This window comes from Streptomyces capparidis, from assembly GCF_054782095.1.
Map to the genome: position 1 here is coordinate 79,789 of NZ_BAAGTD010000030.1, position 23,977 is coordinate 103,765.

18 protein-coding genes and 1 rRNA gene are annotated in these 23,977 nt (G+C 75.5%); 3 read left to right on the forward strand and 16 right to left on the reverse strand.

Annotation, left to right across the window (positions count from 1 at the left end):
* Positions 1-399: 399 nt before the first annotated feature.
* The 4 genes from ald to ACYVO2_RS23545 form a co-directional block, all read right to left on the reverse strand.
* Positions 400-1,524, reverse strand: coding sequence for an alanine dehydrogenase (ald, locus tag ACYVO2_RS23530; protein ID WP_461009930.1), 1,125 nt, complete (start codon positions 1,522-1,524; stop codon positions 400-402).
* A 159-nt stretch (positions 1,525-1,683) separates the two neighbouring features.
* On the reverse strand, positions 1,684-4,026 hold the full coding sequence (locus tag ACYVO2_RS23535; RefSeq protein ID WP_461009931.1) for a tetratricopeptide repeat protein: 2,343 nt from the start codon (positions 4,024-4,026) through the stop codon (positions 1,684-1,686).
* Positions 4,027-4,220: 194 nt separating this feature from the next.
* Complete coding sequence (locus tag ACYVO2_RS23540; protein WP_461009932.1) at positions 4,221-4,853, reverse strand: NUDIX domain-containing protein; 633 nt, start codon at positions 4,851-4,853, stop codon at positions 4,221-4,223.
* 50 nt (positions 4,854-4,903) lie between these two features.
* Positions 4,904-6,595: a CTP synthase gene (locus tag ACYVO2_RS23545; RefSeq protein WP_461009933.1), complete on the reverse strand. Its 1,692-nt coding sequence runs from the start codon at positions 6,593-6,595 to the stop codon at positions 4,904-4,906.
* 593 nt (positions 6,596-7,188) lie between these two features.
* Between ACYVO2_RS23545 and ACYVO2_RS23550 the strand changes: the two genes are divergently transcribed.
* Complete coding sequence (locus ACYVO2_RS23550; protein WP_461009934.1) at positions 7,189-8,991, forward strand: glycoside hydrolase family 15 protein; 1,803 nt, start codon at positions 7,189-7,191, stop codon at positions 8,989-8,991.
* A gap of 144 nt (positions 8,992-9,135) precedes the next feature.
* Here the strand turns inward: ACYVO2_RS23550 and ACYVO2_RS23555 are convergent, their stop codons facing one another.
* The 6 genes from ACYVO2_RS23555 to ACYVO2_RS23580 all read right to left on the reverse strand — a co-directional run bounded on the left by ACYVO2_RS23555 (position 9,136) and on the right by ACYVO2_RS23580 (position 15,738).
* On the reverse strand, positions 9,136-10,275 hold the full coding sequence (locus ACYVO2_RS23555; RefSeq protein WP_461009935.1) for a glycosyltransferase family 4 protein: 1,140 nt from the start codon (positions 10,273-10,275) through the stop codon (positions 9,136-9,138).
* A gap of 345 nt (positions 10,276-10,620) precedes the next feature.
* Positions 10,621-12,342 (reverse strand): DNA repair protein RecN, encoded by a 1,722-nt coding sequence (gene recN / locus ACYVO2_RS23560; protein ID WP_461009936.1) that lies wholly within the window; start codon positions 12,340-12,342, stop codon positions 10,621-10,623.
* A gap of 73 nt (positions 12,343-12,415) precedes the next feature.
* Entirely contained in the window at positions 12,416-13,318 is a 903-nt protein-coding gene (locus ACYVO2_RS23565) for an NAD kinase (RefSeq protein ID WP_461009937.1), read from the reverse strand.
* Positions 13,319-14,119, reverse strand: coding sequence for a TlyA family RNA methyltransferase (locus tag ACYVO2_RS23570; protein ID WP_461009938.1), 801 nt, complete (start codon positions 14,117-14,119; stop codon positions 13,319-13,321).
* 7 nt (positions 14,120-14,126) lie between these two features.
* The gene (locus ACYVO2_RS23575) at positions 14,127-14,321 is read right to left on the reverse strand and encodes a hypothetical protein (protein WP_461009939.1); all 195 of its coding nucleotides are present in this window, start codon (positions 14,319-14,321) and stop codon (positions 14,127-14,129) included.
* Positions 14,314-15,738, reverse strand: a complete 1,425-nt coding sequence (locus ACYVO2_RS23580; protein ID WP_461009940.1) for a histone H1-like repetitive region-containing protein — start codon at positions 15,736-15,738, stop codon at positions 14,314-14,316. The genes ACYVO2_RS23575 and ACYVO2_RS23580 overlap by 8 nt, the downstream gene beginning before the upstream one ends.
* Before the next feature lie 132 nt (positions 15,739-15,870).
* Between ACYVO2_RS23580 and ACYVO2_RS23585 the strand changes: the two genes are divergently transcribed.
* Entirely contained in the window at positions 15,871-16,215 is a 345-nt protein-coding gene (locus tag ACYVO2_RS23585) for a sterol-binding protein (RefSeq protein WP_461009941.1), read from the forward strand.
* A 45-nt stretch (positions 16,216-16,260) separates the two neighbouring features.
* Here ACYVO2_RS23585 and ACYVO2_RS23590 read toward each other — a convergent pair whose 3' ends face one another.
* From ACYVO2_RS23590 to ACYVO2_RS23605, 4 genes are all read right to left on the reverse strand, one after another.
* On the reverse strand, positions 16,261-17,091 hold the full coding sequence (locus ACYVO2_RS23590; protein WP_461009942.1) for an ABC transporter ATP-binding protein: 831 nt from the start codon (positions 17,089-17,091) through the stop codon (positions 16,261-16,263).
* A gap of 71 nt (positions 17,092-17,162) precedes the next feature.
* Positions 17,163-18,197, reverse strand: a complete 1,035-nt coding sequence (locus tag ACYVO2_RS23595; protein ID WP_461009943.1) for a FecCD family ABC transporter permease — start codon at positions 18,195-18,197, stop codon at positions 17,163-17,165.
* The gene (locus ACYVO2_RS23600; protein WP_461009944.1) at positions 18,194-19,225 is read right to left on the reverse strand and encodes a FecCD family ABC transporter permease; all 1,032 of its coding nucleotides are present in this window, start codon (positions 19,223-19,225) and stop codon (positions 18,194-18,196) included. Before ACYVO2_RS23600 ends, ACYVO2_RS23595 begins: the two co-directional genes overlap by 4 nt.
* 139 nt (positions 19,226-19,364) lie before the next feature.
* Positions 19,365-20,402, reverse strand: a complete 1,038-nt coding sequence (locus tag ACYVO2_RS23605) for an HAD-IIA family hydrolase (RefSeq protein WP_461009945.1) — start codon at positions 20,400-20,402, stop codon at positions 19,365-19,367.
* A gap of 76 nt (positions 20,403-20,478) precedes the next feature.
* Between ACYVO2_RS23605 and ACYVO2_RS23610 the strand changes: the two genes are divergently transcribed.
* On the forward strand, positions 20,479-21,744 hold the full coding sequence (locus tag ACYVO2_RS23610) for a DUF1015 family protein (RefSeq protein WP_461009946.1): 1,266 nt from the start codon (positions 20,479-20,481) through the stop codon (positions 21,742-21,744).
* Positions 21,745-21,805: 61 nt separating this feature from the next.
* Here the strand turns inward: ACYVO2_RS23610 and ACYVO2_RS23615 are convergent, their stop codons facing one another.
* Together ACYVO2_RS23615 and rrf are read right to left on the reverse strand one after the other, a co-directional pair.
* Complete coding sequence (locus ACYVO2_RS23615; RefSeq protein ID WP_461009947.1) at positions 21,806-22,771, reverse strand: tetratricopeptide repeat protein; 966 nt, start codon at positions 22,769-22,771, stop codon at positions 21,806-21,808.
* A gap of 1,130 nt (positions 22,772-23,901) precedes the next feature.
* Positions 23,902-23,977: ribosomal RNA gene (gene rrf / locus ACYVO2_RS23620) — 5S ribosomal RNA — on the reverse strand; the annotation flags it as partial.

The window sequence follows — 23,977 nt, forward strand, 5'->3', positions numbered from 1 at the left end:
CCTTGGTGACCAGGAAACTTCTAGATTGGTCAGCGAGACACCATGCCGACGGTTGGCGACTCTATGGCGTGTCGGGCGTTCGCAGCAACACAATCCGGCGGACAAGGCACGATGTGTCGGTAACCGAACAGGCTTCTGTCAAGAGCGTACGGGGCTCAACCGCGTTGATTCACAGACGCGCGAAACGCCAAAGAGGGAACGTTTCACGCAACTTGGCGCCCCGTGAGACCGCCGCGAGCCCTCTCACACGCGGTGCGCACCGGCGCGCCGCATTCACCCCCGCGACGGCGTGGCGCCGCCTCACCGGGAGTGCCGGGAGGCGGCGCCACGCGCTGCCGGGGTCCGCCAAGTCGCCTTGTCCACAAGGTCGCTGACGGTGGGAAGGACCGCCGCGGGACCTCAGCCCAGGACGGTGGCCGGGTCGGCGGCGGCGATGCCGTGCGCCTCGCCCACCGGGCCGTACAGCAGCGCGCCCTCATGCGTGTTGAGGCCCTTGGCCAGGGCGGGGTCGCGGCGGCACGCCTCGCGCCAGCCGTGGTCCGCCAGCGCCACGATGTAGGGCAGGGTGGCGTTGGTCAGCGCGTAGGTGGAGGTGTTGGGCACCGCGCCCGGCATGTTGGCCACGCAGTAGAACACCGTGTCGTGCACCCGGAAGGTCGGCTCGGCGTGCGTGGTGGGACGGGAGTCCTCGAAGCAGCCGCCCTGGTCGATGGCGATGTCCACCAGCACCGCGCCCGGCTTCATCCGCGCCACCAGGTCGTTGGTCACCAGCTTGGGCGCCCGCGCGCCGGGGATCAGCACCGCGCCGATGACCAGGTCGGCCTCCAGCACCGCCTTCTCCAGCTCGAAGGCGTTGGAGGTGATCGTCTTGATCCTGGTGCCGAAGATCCGGTCGGCCTCGCGCAGCTTGCCCAGGTCCTTGTCGAGCAGCGTGACGTGGAAGCCCATGCCGACGGCGATCTGGGCCGCGTTCCAGCCGGAGACGCCGCCGCCGATGACCACGGCGCGGCCCGGGACCACCCCGGGGACGCCGCCCGGCAGCACGCCGCGGCCGCCCGCGGACGCCATCAGGTGGTAGGCGCCCACCTGCGGGGCGAGCCGCCCGGCCACCTCGGACATGGGCGCGAGCAGCGGCAGCGCCCCGCCCGGCAGTTGCACCGTCTCGTAGGCGATGGCAGTGGTGCCGGAGTCCAGCAGCGCGTCGGTGCACTCCTTGGAGGCGGCCAGGTGCAGGTAGGTGAACAGGGTCTGGTCCTTGCGCAGCCGGTGGTACTCCTCGGCGACCGGCTCCTTGACCTTCAGCAGCAGGTCGGCGGTGGCCCACACCTCGTCGGCGGTGGGGAGGATCACCGCCCCCGCCGCGGTGTACTCCTCGTCCGGGATGGAGGAGCCGGCACCGGCGCCGTGCTCGACGAACACCTGGTGCCCGTGGCGGACGAGCTCGTGCACGCCGGCGGGGGTGATGGCGACACGGAACTCGTTGTTCTTGACCTCGCGGGGTATGCCGACCTTCACGACGATCACAGTCCTTGTGGGAGTGGCCCTGTTTCCTCAGGCATCGAAAACGGCGGCCGGGATGGCCGGCGCCGGCCGCCGTGCGGCGACATCAACGAGTGTAATGAAGGTGCAGCCAGATGCCAGCCTTGCAATGTTAATTGTTTGGAGAGATCGAGCAGGAGTTTCTTAGGTGACCGGTGGGCGGGCAGGCGTCAGCCGCCCACCGCCCTCCCCCGTGTCCCGCCCGGCGGTGCCCACGGGCCCGGCGGTGCTGCCGGGCCCGGCGGTGCTGCCGGGCCCGGCGGTGCTCGCGTGCCCGCCGGCGCTCCCGGCACTCCCACCGGACCCGCCCGGCCCCTCGGCGGCGCCGGCCAGCAGGCGCTCCGCCTCCGCGCGCTGGAGGCGGGCCCCCGCCGGGTCCCCGAGCCGCTCCAGGGTGTCGGCGAGCCGCAGCAGCACCGCCGCCTCCAGCCGGACCTCCCGGCCGTACCTCGCGCGGCGCAGCGCCTCCCGGCAGGTGCGCAGGCACTCCTCCGGGTACCCCGCCATCTCCCATACGCGCGCCAGCTCGGTCAGCGCTCGAACGTGGGCGGGGAGGTCGCCCTCCCTGCGGTGCAGCGCGGCCGCCGCCCGCCACTCCCGGGCCGCGGCCTCCCACCGCCGCATCCGGCCGTGGGTGACGCCGAGCCGCCCGTGCAGCCGGGCGGTGTCGGCGGTGTCGCCCCGGCCGAGGCGCACCCCGAGCGCCCTGCCGTACCAGTCCGCGGCGCGCAGCAGGTCGCCGGTCCCCAGGTGGGTGTCACCGACCGCCTCCAGGATCCGGGCGACGGCGGCCTCGTCGCCGTCCGCGCGCGCCGCGGACAGGGCCTCCCGGTAGCGCTCCAGGGCCTCGCGGGGGCGGCGGCAGGCCACGTCCAGGTCGGCGAGGTTGACCAGTGCCGCGGCCTGTTCGCGCGGGTCCTTCCTGCGCCTGCCCATGGCGAGCACCAGGCCGTGCAGCCGGTACAGCGGCGCGGACTCGCCGCCGCGCGCCGCCACCCCGGCCGGCAGGGCGAGCACCCGCACCAGGGCGGCGACCAGCCGCCGGGCGAGGGTGTCCAGGTCGCCGTCCGACGCGGCGGTCTCCGCGGCGGCCAGCAGCGACGGCAGGCGGCGGCGCAGCCAGTCGGCGGCGGCGGCCGGGGAGGCGAAGCGCAGCTCGCGCGGCGGCTGCTCCCGGCCGGGGACGGGCGGGGAGAGCGCGAAGCGGCAGGCGCCGACCCGGCGCACGGTGCGCTCCAGCATCCTGGCGCGGGCCAGCGCCACCTCGGCGGGCCGGTCCTCGCGCTCGTGCAGCTCGCGCAGCATGCCGTACAGGCAGCCGGGCACCCGGTACTCGCCCTCGGCCGGCTCCCTGGACAGCAGCGCCTGCCCGGCCAGCTCCCGCAGCGCGGCCGACGCCTCGGGCACCGAGCAGCCCGCCAGGGCGGAGGCCACGTGCGCGTCCACCACCCCGGCCGGGGCGAGCACCAGCAGCCGCAGCAGCTTGGCGGCGGCGGGGGGCATCCCCTCGTGGGCGAGGCGGAACGCGGCGGCGAGCGGCGACGGGGGCCCGGTCTGCTCGGCGGCCAGCTCCCGCAGCCTGGCCACCGCGTCCGCCACCGACATCCGGGGCCTGGCGGCCAGCGCCCCCGCGGTCAGGCGCAGCGCCGCCGGGTGGCCGCCGCACTCCGCCACCAGCGTCTCGGCGGCCCGCGGGTCGCAGGCGACACGGGTGGAGCCGACGGCGTGCACCAGCACCCCGGTGGCCGCGACGGTGTCCAGGCCGGACAGCACGCACGGGCGGGCGTCGGCGACCGCGGTCAGCGGCCCCTCGCAGGTGACGACGACCAGGCAGCCGGGCCCCTCGGGCAGCAGCGGCAGCAGTCGGTCGGAGTCGGCGGCGTCGTCCAGGACCAGCAGCGCGCGGCGCCCGGCCAGGGCCCGCCGCACCTCGGCGGTGAGCCGCTCGGTGGGGGCGTCCGGCGGGACGGGCACCCGCATGGCGTCCAGCAGGGCGCGCGCGGTGGTCCGCGTCGGCACCGGCTCGCGGTCCGGTCCGGTGAGCCGGGCGAAGAACCGGCCGCCGGGGTAGGCGTCGGCGACCTGGTGGGCCAGGTGCAGGGCGACCGCAGTGCGCCCCGAGCCGGGGCGGCCCGCGACCAGCAGCACTCGGGGGCCGCGCTCGGTGTCGCGGCTGCCCAGGCCGGGGCGGCCGATCTCGCCGCGCAGGGCGCGCAGCTCGGTGCGGCGGCCGACGAACACGGCGGGGGCGGGCGGCAGGCGGTGGGCGGCCGTGCGGACGGCGCGCTCCCGCTCGCCGCGGGCGGGGCCGCCGCCGCGGGCGGGCGGCTCCTGGGGCGGGGCCGCGTCCCGGCCGGGCGGCCTGAGCCCGGCCTCCGCAGGGGGCGCGGGCGCCGGCGGCACGACGGCCTCGGGCGCGGTCCGCTCCCGCGCGGGCGCCGGCCTGCCCGGCACCGGCCCGCCCGACTGCAACGCCTGTTCGGCCACGGGGCACACTCCCGAAACACCACGCACGCGGCCCGCCGCGGTCGCGGGCGGGATGTGACGTGCCCGAGCGTAGTTCAGCGAACCCGGAACCCGCCGCCCGGCACCGGGCAGGTCACCGGGTTGGCCCGCCGGGCGCCTCCGGGCGGGCGCCCCTCACCCGGCCGAGCGGCCGCGCGCGGTCACGCGGAGTACGGTCACGCCGAGTACGGCCGCGCCGGCCAGGGCGCGTCGGCCGGGCGCAGCGCGTCCAGGCCGTCGCCGGTGAGCGCCGCGTGCGCGGCGAGCACCCCGGCGGCCAGGCAGGTGTTGTGCAGCTCCCCCGCGAGCACCCCGCGGACCAGGTCGGCCAGCGGGGCGCGGGCCACGTCCATGTCCGCCTCCTCGTGGGCGACCTCGAAGCGCTCGCCCTCGATGTCGGACACCCCGCGGGCCAGGAAGATCCGCACCGCCTCGTCGCAGCCGCCCGGCGAGGTGTACAGGTCGATCAGCACCCGCCAGTCGTCGGCCTTGCAGTGCGCCTCCTCGTACAGCTCGCGCTGGGCGGCGTGCAGCGGGTGCTCCCCCGGCACGTCGAGCAGCCCGGCCGGGATCTCCCACAGCCGCTGCCGCACCGGGTGCCGGTACTGCCGGACCAGCAGCACCCGCTGCCGGTCGTCCAGGGCGAGCACCGCGACGGAGCCGGGGTGGGTCTGGTAGTCCCGGCGGGCGGTGCTGCCGTCGGGCATGGTCACCTCGTCGGTGCGCACACCGGTGACGTTGCCGGTGAACGGGACGGCGGTGCCGGTGACCGGCCACTCCTCGGGGACGTCTCGCAGGTCGCTGGCCATCGGGCTGGTGCAGTCCTTCCCGTCGTACTCGTGGGTTCCCGCGGGCGGTGTCAGATGCCCACGGGCGGGGCGGGGTCCTCCGGCGCGGCGGCGGCGAGCTCCTGGTTGCGGCGCACCGCGGCGGCGATCAGGCCCGCGAACAGCGGGTGCGGCCGGGTGGGCCGGGAGCGCAGCTCGGGGTGGGCCTGGGTGGCCACCAGGTAGGGGTGCGCGTCCCGCGGGTACTCGACGAACTCCACCAGCTTGCCGTCGGGCGAGGTGCCGGAGAACACCAGGCCCGCCTTCTTCTCCAGCTCGGCCCGGTAGGCGTTGTTCACCTCGTAGCGGTGGCGGTGCCGCTCGTCGATGTACGCCTCGCCGCCGTACACCTCGCGCACCAGGGAGCCCTCGGCGAGCTTGGCCGGGTACAGGCCCAGCCGCATCGTGCCGCCGAGGTCGCCCTCGCCCGCGACGATGTCGAGCTGCTCGGCCATGGTGGAGATCACCGGGTGGGCGGTGGCCGGGTCGAACTCGGTGGAGTTGGCGTCCGCGATCCCGGCGAGGGTGCGGGCGGCCTCGATGACGATGCACTGGAGGCCCAGGCACAGGCCGAGCAGCGGGATGCCGTTCTCCCGGGCGTGGGTGATCGCCCGCACCTTGCCCTCCACGCCGCGCTCGCCGAAGCCGCCGGGGATGCACACCGCGTCCACGTCGGCGAGCTGCTCGGCCGCGCCCGCCGGGGTGCGGCAGTCGTCGGAGGTGACCCACTTGATGTGGACCTTGGCGTTGTTGGCGAAGCCGCCCGCGCGCAGCGCCTCGGTGACCGACAGGTAGGCGTCGGGCAGGTCGATGTACTTGCCGACGAGGGCGACCCGCACCTCGTGCTCCGGCTGGTGGACCCGGCGCAGCAGGTCGTCCCAGCGGGTCCAGTCCACGTCCCGGAACGGCATGTCGAGGCGGCGCACCACATAGGCGTCCAGGCCCTCGGTGTGCAGCACCTTGGGGATGTCGTAGATCGACTTGGCGTCGATGGCGGCGACGACGGCGTCCTCGTCCACGTCGCACATCAGGGAGATCTTGCGCTTGATGGACTGCGGCACGTCCCGGTCGGCGCGCAGCACGATCGCGTCGGGCTGGATGCCGATGTTGCGCAGCGCGGCCACCGAGTGCTGGGTGGGCTTGGTCTTCAGCTCGCCGGAGGGGCCGATGTAGGGCAGCAGGGACACGTGCAGGAAGAACACGTTGTCCCGGCCGACCTCGTGCCGCACCTGGCGGACGGCCTCCAGGAACGGCAGCGACTCGATGTCGCCGACGGTGCCGCCGACCTCGGTGATCACCACGTCCACGTCGTCGGTGGCCATGCGGCGGATGCGGGACTTGATCTCGTTGGTGATGTGCGGGATGACCTGCACGGTGTCACCCAGGTACTCGCCGCGCCGCTCCTTGGCGATCACGGTGGAGTACACCTGCCCGGTGGTGACGTTGGCGGAGCCGTCGAGATCGACGTCGAGGAACCGCTCGTAGTGGCCGATGTCCAGGTCGGTCTCGGCGCCGTCGTTGGTGACGAACACCTCGCCGTGCTGGAACGGGTTCATCGTGCCAGGATCGACATTGAGGTAGGGGTCCAGCTTCTGCATCGTCACCCGCAGGCCCCGGGCCTTGAGCAGGGCGCCCAGCGAGGACGCGGTGAGACCCTTGCCGAGCGAGGACGCCACACCCCCGGTGACGAAGAGGTGCTTGGTCGTCATGGTCTTGGGTGGCATTGCCAACAGGGGGCTCCCGTGGTCGCTGTTCGGGCGGAACGGCCTGGGCCCCACTCGGCCGGTGACTCGTGCTGGAGTGCCGGTCGGGCGAGGTGGCGCCGTCGGTGCGGGCAGTGGTGCGTCCCACCGGTCCACGGGCTACCAGCGTATCAGCGCCCAGGGGCGCACGCCGCCGACGGAGTGGAGGGCGTGGGCGCCGGGCGTGCGGAGGGAGACGGACCCCTGGTGAACTCCACGCAAACACCACATCTGCATACGGTCTGTAAGGCATACGGTGGGATTCCGCAGCGTCCTGTGTGATGTTGTTCGCCGCCGCGCCATTCGGTCCACCGGATCCCCGGCGGGCGTCGTATTCTGCTCGGACATCGCTGCGAACCGGCGCAATCCAAGCTCACCCTCGCCGTCCTAGCACCGATCCGACCGCGCACGACCGGCGGCGGGTACGGTCGGGGCACTTCGGAGCACCGGAGCAGTGGCTCGTCGAGCGCGAGCAGACGCTTCGGGGCCGGCCACCAATAGCTTGATGCCGAGCATGCCGAAAAACCACGCAACCACTGGGCCCTCGAGGGGCCAAAGTTCGACTGGAGATGCACGTGGCCGGGCGCATCGAGGACTACGCACTCATCGGGGACATGCAGACCGCCGCACTGGTGTGCAGGGACGGGACCGTGGACTGGCTCTGCCTGCCGCGGTTCGACTCGCACGCCGTGTTCGCCGGGCTGCTCGGCACCGAGGAGCACGGCTTCTGGCGGATGGGCCCCGCCCACCCGGGCGGCAGCACGCCGCCGCCCGCCACCCGCCGCCGCTACCGCGGCGACTCCCTGGTGCTCGAGTCCGAGTGGGACACGCCGCGGGGCACCGTGCGGGTCATCGACTTCATGCCGCCGCGCGACGGCGCGCCCCAGCTCATCCGGATCGTGGAGGGCGTCAGCGGCCGGGTGCCCATGCGCTCCAGCCTGCGGATGCGCTTCTCCTACGGCTGGGTGGTGCCGTGGGTGCACAAGGTCGACGGGCGCACCGTGGCCGTGGCGGGCCCCGACTCGGTGTGGCTGGACACCGAGGCGGACACCTACGGCAAGGACCTGACCACCTACAGCGACTTCACCGTCGGCCCCGGCGACCGGATGGCGTTCACCCTGAGCTGGGAGCTGTCCCACCGCCCGGCGCCGCCGCTGCCCGAGCCGGAGGAGTCGCTGGCGGCCACCGAGTCCTTCTGGGACGAGTGGACCGCCCAGTGCACCTACCACGGCCCCTACCGGGACGCGGTGGTGCGCTCGCTGATCACCCTCAAGGCGCTGACCTACGCGCCGACCGGCGGGATCGTCGCCGCCCCCACCACCTCCCTGCCGGAGGACATCGGCGGCGTGCGGAACTGGGACTACCGGTTCACCTGGCTGCGGGACGCCGCCATCACCCTGTCGTCGCTGCTGCGCACCGGGTACCGCGAGGAGGCGGGCGCGTGGCGGGAGTGGCTGCTGCGCGCGGTGGCGGGCGACCCGGAGAACCTCCAGATCATGTACGGGATCGCCGGGGAAAGGGAGCTGGGCGAGACCGAGTTGACGTGGCTGCCCGGCTACGAGGGCTCCACGCCGGTGCGGGTCGGCAACGGGGCGGCGCAGCAGCTCCAGCTCGACGTGTACGGCGAGGTCACCGAGGCGCTGCACCTGGGCAACATGACCGGGCTCGCCCGCAACGACTACGCGAGCCTGCTCCAGATGAAGCTCATCAGCTACCTGGAGAACCACTGGTACGAGCCGGACGAGGGCATCTGGGAGGTGCGCGGCCCGCGCCGCCACTTCGTGCACTCCAAGGTGATGGCCTGGGTCGCGGTGGACCGCACCGTGAAGATGCTGGAGCAGACGCCGCTGGACGGCCCCGTGGACCGCTGGCGCGAGCTGCGCGACGAGATCCACCGGGACGTGTGCGAGAAGGGCTACGACCCGGAGCGCAACACGTTCACCCAGTACTACGGCTCCCGGGAGCTGGACGCGTCGCTGCTGCTGATCCCGCAGGTGGGCTTCCTGCCGCCGGACGACAAGCGGGTGATCGGCACCATCGAGGCCATCCAGCGGGAGCTGAGCACCGAGGACGGCTTCGTGCTGCGCTACCCGACCACCAGGGACGGCCAGAACGTGGACGGCCTGCCCGGCGACGAGGGCGCGTTCCTGGCCTGCTCGTTCTGGCTGGCGGACGACCTGGCGATGATCGGCCGGGTGGAGGAGGCCCGCAAGCTGTTCGAGAAGCTCCTCTCCCTGCGCAACGACCTCGGCCTCCTCGCGGAGGAGTGGGACCCCCGCCTCAAGCGCCAGGTGGGCAACTTCCCCCAGGCGTTCAGCCACGTCCCCCTGATCGACACCGCCCTGCGCCTGACGGCGTCGGGGGCGTACGGGGGCTGAGGGGGCCGCACGGCGGCCACGACCCCACCGGCACGGCGACGGACCGCGGCCTCCGCCCCCGGGCCCCGCGCGGGCCCGGGGGCCGAGCCCCCTGACCACCGCAGGGCCCGCCGCCCCCCCGACCGGGGGCCCGGGGCGGAGCCCTCAGCGGCTGAGCGCCAGCTCGTCGTACACGCTCAGGATCTGCGCCACCGTGTCGTCCTCCTCCGGCCAGGTGGCCGCCTGCGCGGGCCCCGCCTGGGCGAGCGCCGCGCGGCGGGACGGGTCGGCGAGGAGGCCGGCGACGGCGCGGGCGAGCGCGCCCGCCTCGCCGTGCGGGACCAGGACCGCGGCGTCCCCGACCAGCTCGGGGACGCCGCCCACGGCCGTGGCCACCAGCGGCACGCCCGCCCGCAGCGCCTCCTGCGCCATCAGCGGCCGGCCCTCCCACCGGCTGGGCAGCACCACCAGGTCGGCCGCGGCGAGCAGGCGGGGCACGTCGGGCCGCGCGCCGAGCAGCCGCACCGGCAGGTCCTCGGCGTCGATACGATCCTGCAACACGGCCCGCTCCGGGCCCTCGCCGCCGATCACCAGCAGCGGCCGCGGCTCCAGCTCCCGCCAGGCCCGTGCCGCGTCCAGCAGCAGCCGGTAACCCTTGTGGGGGACGAGGCGGCCGACGGCCAGCAGCAGCGGCCGCTCCCCCGCCCCCAGCTCGGCCCGCACCGCCCGCCGGGCGGGCCCCGGGTCGAAGTCCGCCTCCGGCCGGGGCGCGGCCACCGGCGCCAGCCTGGCGTCCCGCGCGCCGAGCGACCTGGCCCTGGCCACCAGGTCGGACGAGATGCCCAGCACCAGGTCGGCGCGGGAGACCACGCGCCGCTCGGCGACCGCCAGCAGCCGCCTGCCCGGCTCGACCGCGGTGACGCTGCTGTGCAGGCTGACCACCAGCGGCACCCGGCGGCGGCGCAGGCCCCGCAGCGCCAGCGAGGCCATCACCCCGGCCCGCACCCCGTGCGCGTGCACCACCCCGGCGGAGCCGGACACGTAGCGCAGCACGGCCAGGGCCGCCGCCTCGTCGCGCGCGCCGGCCGAGCCGCCGATCTCGGTGGTGCGGAAGCGGGCGCCCTGCTTGGTGAACCCGTAGGCGGCGTCGGTGCGCATCGGGCCGCACACCGTGACCTCCACGCCCCGCGCCACCAGGCCGCGCGCCAGGGAGCCGACGTGCGCGCCCGCGCCGCAGCCGGTGCCGTCGTCCAGCACCTGCACGGCGTGCATCGTCCCGGGCCCCGCGCCCGTGGTGGTGTTCACCCGCAAACGTGCTCCAGGATCGTCCCTCGCTGAGCCAAGGATGCCAGGCGGCACCGACGTTCCCGCAGGTGTCGGCGCGCTCCTCACAGGCCCCCCTGGCGCGCGTGGACCTGCCGGGCCGCGGCGGACGGGCCGGTGGGCACCGCCGCGCGGCCGCCCCCGGCGGAGCCGGACCGGACGGTGTGGCACGCCCCCAACTCGCTCCCCCGTCTCCTCGCGGCGGCACTCGGACAGGACCGCCACGGACCGTGGCCGTCACACAGCCCACCGTAGCCCAACCCCGCCCCACGGGCCGCACCCGGGCCGCCGCGCGCGGACCCGGGTGCGGGGGTGCGGGAAGGGCGCTCAGGAGCGGGGCGTCCGCGCCGCCTGCAACAGCTCCTCGGCGTGGGCCCGGCCCAGCTCGGAGTCCTCAAGACCGGCCAGCATCCGCGACAGCTCACGGACCCGGTCCTCGCCCTCCATCACCTGCACACCGCTCCGGGTGACCGACCCGTCGTTGGTCTTGACCACGACCAGGTGCCGGTCCGCGAACGCGGCCACCTGCGGCAGATGGGTGACGACCACGACCTGCGCGGTCCTGGCGAGCCTGGCCAGGCGCCGGCCGACCTCCACGGCGGCCTTGCCGCCCACGCCCGCGTCCACCTCGTCGAACAGGTAGGTGGGCACCGGGTCGGAGCCGGCGAACACCACCTCCACGGCGAGCATCACCCGGGACAGCTCACCGCCGGAGGCGCCCTTGGCGATCGGCCGGGGCGGGGCGCCGGGGTGCGGGGCGAGCTGGAGCTCGACCTCGTCCACGCCGTGCGGGCCGAACGCCAGGGTGCGGCCGCCGATCTCCAGGCCCTCCGGGTCCTCGCCTTGCCGGATCGCCACCGACACCCGGGCGTGCGGCATCGCCAGCTCGGCCAGCTCCGCGGTGACCGCCTCGGCGAACCGCTCCGCCGCCGCGGCCCGCTCGACGCTGACCTTCTCCGCGAGCCCGGCCAGCTCGGCGCGGAGCGCGTCCCGCTCCGCGGTGAGCCCGCCGATCCGGTCGTCGTCGCCCTCCAGCTCGGCGAGCCGCGCCGCGCCCCGCTCGGCCCAGGCCAGCACGGCGTCGATGGTGTCGCCGTACTTGCGGGTCAGGTGCGCGAGCTGCGCCCTGCGCTCCTCGACGGCGGCCAGCCGCAGCGGGTCGGCGTCCAGGTCGCCGGCGTAGCCCGCGAGGTCGGCGGCGACGTCGGACAGCAGATAGCCGACCTCGCCGAGCCGGTCGGCCAGCGAGGCCAGCGCCGGGTCGTGCGAGCGCACCGCCTCCAGCGCCCGGCGGGCCCCGGCCACCAAGGCGTTCGCGTCCACGCCCTCGGGCGCCTCCGGGTCGCCGAGCAGCGCCGTGTGCGCGGTGGTCGCCGCCGACGCCAGCGCCTCGGCGTGCCCGAGCCGCTCCGCCTCGGCCGCCAGCTCCGCGTCCTCGCCGGGGCGCGGCTCGGCGGCGGCGATCTCCTCCAGGCCGAACCGCAGCAGGTCGGCCTCCTGGGCCCGCTCGCGCGCCCGGGTGGTCAGCTCCTCCAGCTCGGCGCTCAGCTCGCGCAGCCGCCGGTACGCCATGGAGTAGGCGGCCAGCGGCTCGGCCACCGCGTCCCCGGCGTACCGGTCCAGCGCCTGCCGCTGCCGCGCGGGGCGGAGCAGGCCCTGCTGGTCGGTCTGGCCGTGCACGGCGACCAGCTCCTCGCCCAGCTCGGCGAGCAGCCGGGTGGGCACGGAGCGGCCACCCAGGTGGGCGCGGGAGCGGCCCTCGGCCGAGACGGTGCGGCTGACCAGCAGCGCGCCCTCGTCCAGCTCGCCGCCCGCCTCGGCCACCCGGGCGGCGAGCGGCGAGTCCTCGCCGACCTCGATCCGCCCCTCGACCACCGCGGACTTCGCGCCGACCCGCACCAGCGCCGGGTCGGCGCGCCCGCCGAGCAGCAGCCCGAGGCTGGTGACCACCATGGTCTTGCCGGCCCCGGTCTCACCGGTGACCGCGGTGAACCCGGGGGACAGCTCGACCACGGCGTCGTCGATGACACCCAGGGACCGTATGCGCATTTCCTGAAGCACGGACACGACCTTACGAGGTTCGGGGCACGCTTCGCGACGCACCGCCCGCGGCGTCACCGGTTCAGTGCGGCGTGCCGCGCCAGCCCGCGACCGGCAGCGCGAACTTCGCCACCAGCCGGTCGGTGAACGGCGGGCGGTGCAGCCGCGCCAGCCGCACCGGCGAGGCGCCGCGCCGCACCTCGACGCGGGCCCCGACGGGCAGGTCGATGGTGCGCCGCCCGTCGCACCACAGCACCCCGTGGTGCCCGCTCTCCATCACCTCCACCGCGAGCACCGAGTTCGGGGAGGTCACCAGCGGCTTGGAGAACAGCGCGTGGGCGCTGTTCGGCACCAGCAGCAGGGCCTCCACCTCCGGCCACACCACGGGGCCGCCCGCGGAGAAGGCGTACGCGGTGGACCCGGTCGGGGTCGCGCACACCACGCCGTCGCAGCCGAACCCGGACAGCGGCCGCCCGTCGACGCCCACGACGACCTCGAGCATCCGCTCCCTGGCCGCCTTCTCCACCGACGCCTCGTTCAGCGCCCAGTCGGTGTGGCACACGGTGCCGTCGGTGCGGACCACCACGTCGATGGTCATCCGCTCCTCTACGTCGTAGGAGCGGGTCACCACCCGGTCCACGACCTTGTCCAGGTCGTCCCGCTCGGCCTCGGCGAGGAAGCCGACCCGGCCCAGGTTCACCCCCAGCATCGGCACGCCCGAGCTGTGCGCGAACTCGGCGCCGCGCAGCAGCGTCCCGTCGCCGCCGAGGACGACGATGAGCTCGCAGCCGTCGGCGGCGTGCGGTTCCGCGGCGACGCCGGCCACTCCGCCGGGCAGCGACAGGTCCGCCGCCTCGTCGGCCAGCAGCCGCACCCCTATGCCCGCTCCGAGCAGGCCCCGCACCACGCGTTCGGCGCTGCGCACGGCGGCGGGCCGCCCGGTGTGGGTGAGCAGGAAAACGGTCCGCTCGCTGTGCTCGTTCACTTAAGGCCCCTCCGCGACAGCACGGTCCACGTCAGCCGGGTCCACTGGCGGGTACCCGGCGGACAGCCAGAGAAAGTACTCGACATTTCCCGCGGGCCCGGGCAGCGGACTCGCGGTGACCCCGCGCGTCCCCAGGCCCAGGCCCCACGCCTGTTCCGCCACGGTGCGCACCGCCTCGGCGCGCAGCGCCGCGCTGCGCACCACGCCGCCGCTGCCGAGCCGCTCCCTGCCGACCTCGAACTGGGGCTTGACCATCAGCGCGAAGTCCGCGTCCGGCCGGGCGCAGCGCACCAGCGCGGGCAGCACCAGGCCGAGCGGGATGAACGACAGGTCGCCGACGACCAGGTCCACCGGCTCACCGATGTGATCGAGCGTCAGTTCGCGGACGTTGGTGCGGTCCTTCACGGTGACCCGCGGGTCGCTCTGCAACGACCAGGCGAGCTGCCCGTAGCCCACGTCCACGGCGACGACGTGCCCGGCGCCGCCGCGCAGCAGCACGTCGGTGAACCCACCGGTGGACGCGCCGGCGTCGAGGCAGCGCCGCCCCTCCACCCGCAGGCCGCGCGGCCCGAAGACCGCGAGCGCGCCCGCGAGTTTGTGCCCGCCGCGGGAGACGTAGCCCGGGTCGGACTCGTCCTCCCGCACCACCACGGCGGCGCCCTTCTCCACCTGGGTGGCGGGCTTGGTGGCCGTGGTCCCGGCCACGGCGACCCGGCCGGCGGCGATCAACTGGCCGGCGTGCTCCCTGGAGCGGGCGAGGCCGCGCCGCACCAGCTCCGCGTCAAGTCGGTGTCGTGCCACGGACGGGTCAGCTCCCGCCCTGCTCGGCACCGGAGTCCAGCGCGGTCAGGACGCCGCGCAGGCCCTCGTGCACGTCCTCGAAGACCGCGACGTGGTCGCCGGTCCCCAGCCCGGCGACCGCGTCCAGTTGCGCCAGCACGGCGTCCACCTGCGGGTCCCCGGTGCCGTCCGCGGCGGGCACGGGCACCGCTGCGTCAGCCACGGTCCGCCTCCGGGGCGCCGTCGCCGCGCGCGGGGGACGGCTGGGCGGACGGGGGCCGCTGCGCGGCCGCGGAGTCGGCGGGAACGTCCTGCGGGGCCGCCGCGCCGGTCCGCTCCGCGGCGGTCTTCTTGGCGGGGGTCCTCTTGGCGGCGGTCTTCCGGCCCGTCGTCCTGCGCGCCGCCGTCTTCCGCCCCGCGGGCCCGCCCTCGGCCGGCTCCTCGCCGGTTGCGGGCTTCGCGGCGGCGGTCCCGGCGGTCTTCTTCGCCGTCCGCTTCCCGGCCGCCGCCCCCCGGGCCGCGGGCTTCTCCGCGGGGCCGGTCTCGGCCGCTCCGGTCTCCGGCGCCTTGGTCCGGGCCGTATTGGTCCGGGCCGTCCCGGACTTCGCGGTCTCCGACTTCGCCGTCGCGGTCTTCGCCGTCGCGGTCTTCGCGGCAGCGGTCTTCGCGGCCGTCCTCTTCGCCGCCGTGCGCCTGGCCGGGCTCTTCTCGGCCGCGGTGCTCTCCGCGGTGTTCTTCTCCGCGGCGGTCTCCTCGACCGCCGTCTTCTTCCCGGCAGTCCTCTTCACGCCGGTCTTCTTCGCTGCGGTCTTCTCCGCTGCGGTCTTCTCCGCGGCGGTCTTCTCCGCGGCGGTCTTCTCCGCGGCGGTCTTCTTCCCGGCGGTCGCCCTCGGGGCCGCCTTCTCCCCGTCCGCGCCGCTCGCCGAAGCGCCACCCGCCGCCGAACCGCCCGTCTCCAGCGCCTCGGCGGCGCCCTGCGCGGCGCCCGTCCTGCGCGCCGTCCGCTTGGCCGCGGTCTTCCGCCCCGCGGGGCGCCCGGCCGCGGCCTTCTTCGCGGCCGTCCCGCGCGCCGGGGTGCCGCGGTCCTCCGTCCCGTGGACGGCCGCCTCCTCGGCGGCGGTCCTCGGCGGGGTGGGCCTGTCCGCCGCGGCCCTCCCCGCCGTCCTGCGGGGCGCGGGCTCGGCGTCGGCGGACCGGGCCGTCCTGGCCGCCGTGCGCTTCGCCGCGGTCTTCCGCCCCGCGGGCGGCCCGGCCTCGGCCTCCGCCTGCCCGGCGGGCGCCCGCCGCTCCTGCCGCTCGTCCTGCTCCTCCAGGTTCCGCACCCGGCGGTCCAGCGTCTCGACGAGGTCGCCGACCCGGCCCAGCTCGTCGGCGAGCCGCCCGACCCGCTCCACCGTCCTGTCGATCTCCTGGCGCACGATGCCCAGCACCGCGTCGCGATTGGCCCTGCCCGCCGCGACCAGCTCGTCGGCGAGCGCCTGCACCTCCGTGGGCACCCGCTCGGCCACTGTGCGCTGCACCGTGTCGAGATCGACCCCGGTCTGGTCAAGCAGCTCGCGGGCCGCCGCCACCGCACGCTGACGGGTGGCCTCGGTCAGCCCGCCGGCGATCTGGAGACAGGCCCGAAGCGCGTCACGCATAGTCCTCACTCCTCGCCTTGGACGCGTCGTCGCTCATGGTCACGACGCTACCCTCTTCCGCGCCCCGGACCCGCTGCCTGGGGTACCGTCGATCGAGTCCCCCGGCCCCGAACAGGAGATACGACCGCAGCGATGGCCACGCTCAACGAGTGCCGCACCGCCCTGGACCGGTTCGCCGAGAACCTCGCGCACGCGGACGGCGAGGTACGCGGAGCCGCCGCGCTGGACCGCTCGCTGAGCTGCACGATCACCGATCTGGGCGTGACGTTCGTGGGCCGCCTCGCCGACGGCCGGGTCCAGGACATGGCGCTGGCCACGGGCCCGGTGCAGAAGGCGCAGATCAGGCTGGCCATGACCGGCGACGACCTGGTGGCGCTGGTCGCGGGCGAGCTGTCCTTCGCCAAGGCGTGGGCGTCCGGCCGGGTCCGCCTGGAGGCGGGCTTCCGCGATCTGATCCGGCTGCGCTCGCTGCTGTGACCCCGCGGGGCGGCGGGTGCGTCCCGGCCGCCCCGGCCGCGGGGTTCAGTTCCCTGGCCCGCCGCTCCCCGCGTCCGCCGCCGCCTTCGCGGTGCCCTTCCTGGCCGCCGGGACCACCAGCGGGGTCCCCGTCTCCGGGTCCTCGATCACCTGGCACCTGACGTCGAAGACCCGCTCCACCAGCGCCGCCGTCACGATCCGCCCCGGCGGGCCCTCGGCCACCACCCGCCCGTCGCGCATCGCGATCAGGTGGGTGGCGTAGCGGGCGGCCTGGTTGAGGTCGTGCAGCACCGCGACCAGGGTCCTGCCCTGCTCCTCGTGCAGCGTGGCGCACAGGTTGAGCACGTCGAGCTGGTGGGCGATGTCCAGGAAGGTCGTCGGCTCGTCCAGCAGCAGCAGCGGCGTCTGCTGGGCCAGCACCATCGCGATCCACACCCGCTGCCGCTGCCCGCCGGACAGCTCGTCCACGTACCGGTCGGCGAGCCGCGCCACCCCGGTGGCCTCCATGGACTCGCGCACCACCCGCTCGTCCTCGGGCGACCACTGCCGCAGCAGTCCCTGGTGCGGGTACCTGCCGCGCGCCACCAGGTCGCCGACGGTGATGCCGTCGGGGGCGACGGAGCTCTGCGCAAGCAGCCCCAGCCGGCGCGCCACCTGCTTGGCGGGCAGGGTCGCGATCGCCTGCCCGTCCAGGGTGACGGTGCCGTGCGCGGGCTTGAGCATGCGGGCCAGGGCGCGCAGCAGCGTGGACTTGCCGCAGGCGTTGGGACCGACGATGACGGTGAAGGAGCGGTCGGGGATGGCCACGTCCAGGCCCTCCGCAATGACCCGCTGGTCGTAGGCGAGGGTGAGCTCCGACGCGCGCAGGCGGCTCATGGGCTTGGGTTCCTTCTCGGGCGGGACGGTTCGGGGCGGGTGCGGGCCGGGGTGCCCGGCGGCGACGGCGCTCACAGCCGTCCCGCCTTGCGTTCGGTGACGAGCAGCCAGATCAGGTAGACCCCGCCGAGCACACCGGTCACCACCCCGACCGGCAGTTGGGACGGAAACAGGCGCTGCGCCGCCCAGTCGGCGGTGACCAGCAGCGCGGCGCCCATCAGCGCGGCGGGCAGCAGGTTGGGGCCGGGGGTGCGGGTGAGCCGGCGGGCGAGCTGCGGGGCGGACAGCGCCACGAACATCACCGGCCCCGCGGCGGCGGTGGCCACCGCGGTCAGGGTGACGGAGGAGGCCAGCAGCGCCAGCCGCACCCGCTCCGCGGGCACCCCGAGCGCCCCGGCGGCGTCGTCGCCCATCTCCAGCATCGTCAGCGGGCGGGCCAGCGCGAGCACCACCGGCACGAGCACGGCGAGCACGCACAGCAGCGGCACCGCCTGCTCCCAGCCGCGCCCGCTCAGGCTGCCGGTCAGCCACAGGGTGGCGCGGGTGGCGTCCAGCAGGTCGGCCTTGGTCATCAGGTAGCTGTTGACGGCCTGGAGCACGGCCGCCGAGCCGATGCCGACCAGGACGAGCCGCAGCCCGTGCACCCCGCCCCGCCAGGCCAGGCCGTAGATGAGGACGCCGGTGAGCAGGCCGCCGGCGAGCGCGCCCCCGGCCTCGGCGAGCCCGCTGCCGCCGGCGAGCACGATGACGACGAGGGCGCCCGCGGTGGAGCCCTGGCTGAAGCCGAGCACGTCGGGGCTGCCGAGCGGGTTGCGGGTGATGTTCTGGAACACCGCTCCGGCCAGGCCGAGCGCGAGGCCCGCCAGCAGCGCGGTGACCACCCGGGGCAGCCGCAGGTCGTTGACGATGAACTCCTGCGCCGGGTCGCCCGAGCCGGCCAGGGTGCGCACCACGTCCACCGGGCTCATCGGGTAGTCTCCGGTGCCGATGGCGAGCACCGACATGGCCGCCGCGACCAGTGTGAGCGCCAGGCCGACCAGCGCGGGCCGGGCGGCGAACCGCACCGACCGCCCGGAGCGGTCCCGCAGCACCAGATACCTGCTCACAGCCGCACCACCTTCCTGCGGCGGGCGAGATGGACGAACAGCACCCCGCCGATGAACGCGGTCACGATGCCCACCTGGATCTCCGAGGGCCGGGCCACGACCCGCCCGACGACGTCGGCGCCGAGCAGCAGCACGGGCGCGAGCACCGCCGAGTACGGCAGGATCCAGCGCACGTCGGGACCGGTGATGGCGCGCACCATGTGCGGCACGAGCAGCCCCACGAACACGATCGGCCCGCACGCCGCGGTGGCCGCCCCGCACAGCAGGGTGATCACGACGACGCTGACCGCGCGGACCCGGCCCAGGTTCGCGCCCAGCGCCCGCGCGGCGTCGTCCCCGAGCGCGACGGCGTTCAGCGGCCGGCCCAGGGTGAGGGCGAGCAGCATCCCGACGCCGAGGAACGGGGCGACGCGCGGCAGCACGTCCGCGTCCGCGCCCGCCAGGGAGCCGACGATCCAGAACCGCATCCGGTCCAGCGCCGCGCCGTCCAGCAACTGGACGGCGTACACGTAGGCGTAAAGGGCGGCGCTGACCGCCGTCCCGGCCAGCGCGAGCCGCACCGGGGTGGCGCCGCGCCCGCCGCCGACCACGTACACCACCACGGACACCGCCCCGGCGCCGAGGAACGCGAACCACATGTGCGTGGCCGGCGAGGTGACGCCGAGGAAGGACATGGCGGTGACGACGGCGGCGGCGGCGCCCGCGTTGACGCCGAGGATGCCCGGGTCGGCCAGCGGGTTGCGGGTCAGGGCCTGCATCACCGCGCCGGCCAGGCCGAGGGAGGCGCCGACCAGCAGCCCGATGAGGGTGCGCGGCAGCCGCACGTCGTTGACGACGACGTCGTTGTCGGTGCCGGTGTACTGGAACAGGCCGTGCCACACGTCGCCGAGGGGTATCTGCCGGGCGCCGACCGCGATGCTGAGGGCGCACATCACCAGCAGCAGCACGGCGGACGCGGCCAGGCCCGCGGCGCGTGCCCCGGCGGTGCCCCGGGGCGGCCCTTCGGTGTCGATCTTGCTCGGGGTCACCCCAGGCCACTCCGCTCACTGTTCACGAACGCCGTACGAGGCCGATCGACGCAGAATCGATCAGCCGAACCTTAGGGTAGGTTAACCTAACCCGTCTGCGGGCCCGACGATCGCCCCTGCTCCGGCCCCCCGGCCGCCGCTACAGCCCGAGCGCCTCCAGCGCCTTGCCGGCCTCCAACGGCTCCCCCTCCCCTTCCGCCCCCTCCGCCGCCGGCCTCTCCGCCGCCGACCAGGCCGCCGCGCACAGCGCCCGCAGCCCGTCCAGGGCGTCGCCCTCGCCCGCGACCTCCAGCGCGCCGTCCCGCGCCGACGCCGTCCACCCGCCGCAGCGGAACCCGTCCCCCGCGTCCTCCACCGCCGGGTGCGGCACCAGCAGCCCCCGCAGGTCCGCCGCCACGTACGTCGGCCGGTGCTCGGGCGGCGCCGCGAGCAGTTGCGCCGCCGTGGTCACCCCGGTCAGCACCAGCAGGCTGTCCACCCCGCCCGCGTGCGCGCCCTCGATGTCGGTGTCGAGCCGGTCCCCCACCACCAGCGGCCGCTCAGCGCCGGTGCGCAGGATCGTCTCCCGGTGCATCGGTGGCAGCGGCTTGCCCGCCACCCGAGGCGCCACACCGGTGGCGGTGCGCACCACCTGCACCAGCGCCCCGTTGCCCGGCGCGATGCCCCGCGGCGTCGGGATGGTCAGGTCCGTGTTCGACGCGAAGAACGGCACCCCGCGGCCCACCGCGAACGACGCCTCGGCGAGCCGCTCCCAGCCCACCGACGGGTCGAACCCCATCACCACCGCCACCGGCTCGTCGTCCGCCGAGGCGACCGGCCGCAGCCCCCGCTCCTCCAGCGCCCGCACCAGCCCCTCGCCGCCCACGGCGAGCACCGGCGCGCCCGGCGCCACCTCGTCCGCGACCAGCCGCGCCACGGCCTGCGCCGAGGTGATCACCTCCTCGGCCCGGGCCGGCACGCCGAGCCCGGTCAGGTTCCCGGCCACCGCCTCCGGGGGGCGGGAGGCGTTGTTCGTGACGTAGGCCAGCCGCATCCGCCGCGCCCGCGCCTCCCGGAGCGCCTCCGCGGCGTGGTCGATCGCCACGGGCCCCCGGTAGACCACCCCGTCGAGGTCGAGCAACGCGGTGTCGTACTCCTCGCACAGCGCCCCCGCGCTGCTCCCCGGCCTGGTCCGCATCCGATCCACACCCTCCGTCGACGACCAACCTTTCCCGGCGATTCTCGCTCTTCGCCCGGACACGTAGCATCGCAGGGTGACGACCATTCACGATCCAGCGCGAAACACCACGGGACTCGCCCTGGAGCCGTTCCGGGGCCTGCGCTACTCACCGGACAAGGTCAGCGGCCTGGCGGCGGTGACGTCACCGCCCTACGACGTGGTCGTCCGCCCCGAAGGGGTACGGCACCTCCAGACCTCCGACCCGCACAACGTCGTCCGGCTCATCCTGCCCACCAGCGCCGACCCCAGGGAGCGGCACGAGCTCGCCGCCCGCACCCTGCGCCGCTGGCAGGCCAAGGGCGTGCTCACCCCCGACCCCGAGCCCGCCCTGTACGTCTACGAGCAGCGCCACGGCGACGAGGTGCAGCGCGGCGTCATCGGCGCCCTCGCCCTGGACAGCGCGGTGCTGCCGCACGAGGACGTCATGCCCGGCGTGGTCGCCGACCGCGCAGCCCTGATGCGCGCCACCTGCGCCAACCTGGAGCCGATCCTGCTCGCCCACCGGGGCCGCGAGGAGACGTCCGCCGCCGTCGACCGCGCCGCGGAGCGCGACCCGCTGCTCACCCTCACCACCGAGGACGGCGTCACGCACCGCCTGTGGGCCATCGCCGACCCCGGCGAGATCGCCGCCGTCGCCTCCGGCCTGTCCGGGCACGAGGCGCTCATCGCCGACGGCCACCACCGCTGGGCCACCTATCTGCGGCTGCGCCGGGAGCACCCGTCCCCGTCGCCGTGGGACCGCGGGCTCGTCCTGCTGGTGGACACCTCCCGCTACCCGCTGCGGGTCCGCGCCATCCACCGCGTGCTGCACCACCTCCCGGTGGCGCGGGCCCTCGACTCCCTCGCGGGCTCCTTCCGGGTGCACCGCGTCCCCGGCCCCCTGCACCGGGCCATGGCCCGCCTCGCCGAGGCCGCGGCCGCGGGCAACGCGTTCCTGCTCGCCGGCGACGGCACCCACCACCTGCTGACGTCCCCCGGCTCCTCGCTGCTGGCCCGGCACGTCCCCCGCGACCAGCCCGAGCCGTGGCGCCGCCTGGACGCGACGGTCCTGCACCACCTGCTGCTGCGGCACGTGTGGCAGATCCCGGACTCCTCCGACGACATCGGCTACCTCCACGACGCGGAGGCGGCCGAGGCCCAGGCGATACGCCACGGCGGCACGGCCGTGCTGATGCACCCGGTGCCGGAGAGCGTCGTGCTGGACCTGGCCAGGGACGGCGTCATGATGCCCCGCAAGTCCACCTCCTTCGGCCCCAAGCCCGCCTCCGGGCTGGTGCTGCGCAGCCTGGATCTGGAGTAGGCCGGGAAACACCGAAGGGGCGGCTCCCCGGGGAGCCGCCCCTTCCGCGTGCCGTCAGGCCCTACCGCCGGTCGTCGTCCGCCGGCTCCTCGCCCGCCTCGGGCTCCAGGAACGGGCTGGCGAGGAACGCCGCCCCGTCCGCCTTCCCGGCCTCCGGCCCGTCCTCGGCGCCCTGCTCGCCCTCATCGGCCTCATCGACCTCGGCAGCCTCGTCGGCGCTCTCGTCGGCGACCTCCTCAGCGGCCTCCTCGGACGCCTTCGCGGTCTCCTCGACCTCGCCGACGGCCTCCTCGGCGGCCTCCTCAGGCTCCTCGCCCTCGTGGGCCTCCTCGGCCTCCGGGTCGAGCGCGTCCACGAAGTTCAGCCCCTCCAGCTCGGCGAGCCGGTCGGAGGCGTCGGTCGCCCCGTCCTGGTCGGCCTCGATCGCCTTGGCGAACCACTCGCGCGCCTCGTCCTCCCGGCCGACCTCGAGCAGGGCGTCCGCGTACGCGTAACGCAGCCGGGCCGCCCAGGGCTGCGACGCGGACGACGCCAGCTCCGGCCCCTGGAGGGTCACCACCGCGGCGTCGGGCTGCCCCATGTCCCGGCGCGCCCCGGCCGCGACCAGCCGCATCTCGACCTGCCCGGCCCGGTCGAGCTGCCGCACCTCGGGCGCCCCGGCCATGGCCAGCGCCCGCTCGGGGCGGCCGAGCCCGCGCTCGCAGTCGGCCATCACCGGCCACAGGTCGTTCGAGCCGCTCATCCGCCGCGCCGCCCGGAACTCGGTCAGCGCCTCGGAGTACCGCTCGGTGACGTACGAGGCGAACCCCGCGGCCTCCCGCACCGCGGCCACCCGCGCCGCGAGCCGCAGCGCCACCCGCGAGTACGCGTACGCCTGCTCCGGCTCGTCGTCCAGCAGCCGCGCCACCATCACCAGGTTCTTGGCCACGTCCTCGGCGAGCGTCTTCGGCAGGCTCCTCAGCTCCTGGAGCACACTGGCGTCGATCTCACGCCCGGTGACGTCCTCCGGGATCGGCAGCCGGCGCACCGGCTCCGGACGGTGCTCGCGCTCGTCGGACGCGAACCGCCCGCGCCCCGCGACCAGCGGCCGCCGCCCACCGCCACGCCGCCCGGCGTCGCGGTCCCGGTCCCGGTTGCCGTCCCGATCGCGGAACTCCCTCCGCGGCCCACGGTCCCGATCGCGGTCACGGTCACCGTCGCGGTCCCGCCGGAACCCGCTGCCGCGCTGCTCGTCCTGCCGGGGCCCGCGGTAACCCTCCCGCTCCCGCCGGAACCCACCGCGCTCACGGTCCCCACGGTCGCGGTCTCCACGATCACGGTCTCCGCGGTCACGGTCACGGTCGCGGCTGACGTCCCGATTGCCGTCCCGGTCCCGGAAGTCCCGGCGCGGCCCGTCGTAGCCACCACGCCGCTCCCGGTCCCCGCGGTCCCGATCCCGGTCGCGCTCCCACGGACGCTCACGCCCGCCGTCCCGCTCCCTGCGGAACCCGCCCGGGGCCCGGTTGTCCCGATCACGGTCCCGGCTGTCGCGGTCGCGGCTGTCGCGGTCGCGGGCGTCACGAGGGTCCCGGTCGCGGGTGTCGCGCGCCCGGTCGTCCCTGCGCGGAGCGCCGTATCCACCGCGCCCACCACGGTCCCGGTCGCGGTCCCGGTCGCGGTCGCGGTCGTCACGACGGGGAAAGCTCCCCCGGTCCCGGTTCTCCCAGGGCCGATTGCGATCGCCGTCCCGGCCGCGCTCCCGGTCCCGGTCCCGGTCCCAGGGGCGCTCACGGCCCCTGTCCCTGTCCCGGTCGCGGTCGTCCCGACGCGGGGCCCAGCTCCGCTCCCGGTTGTCACCGCGGTCCCGGTTGTCACGATCCCGGTTGTCGCGGTCTCGGCTGTCCCGATCGCGGCTGTCCCGGTCGCGGTCGTCACGACGGAAGTCACGCCGACCATCGCCCCCGCGCACTCCATGGGGACGGCCACCGCCCGGACGCCGCTCGGGGCGATCAGGGCGCCCCCCTCGCTGCTCGGATGGGTTAGGCATGGACGTGACTCCTGTCTTCGGGTACTACAGCCATTCTCTCGCACGCGCGGGGAAGCGCGTACGCAGGCCAAAACACAACAAAGAGCCCCTGGTTCCGGCGCAAGCGCTGGAACCAGGGGCTCCCAAAGTGAGTCCGGCGGTGTCCTACTCTCCCACGAAGTCCCCTCCGCAGTACCATCGGCGCAGTAGAGCTTAGCTTCCGGGTTC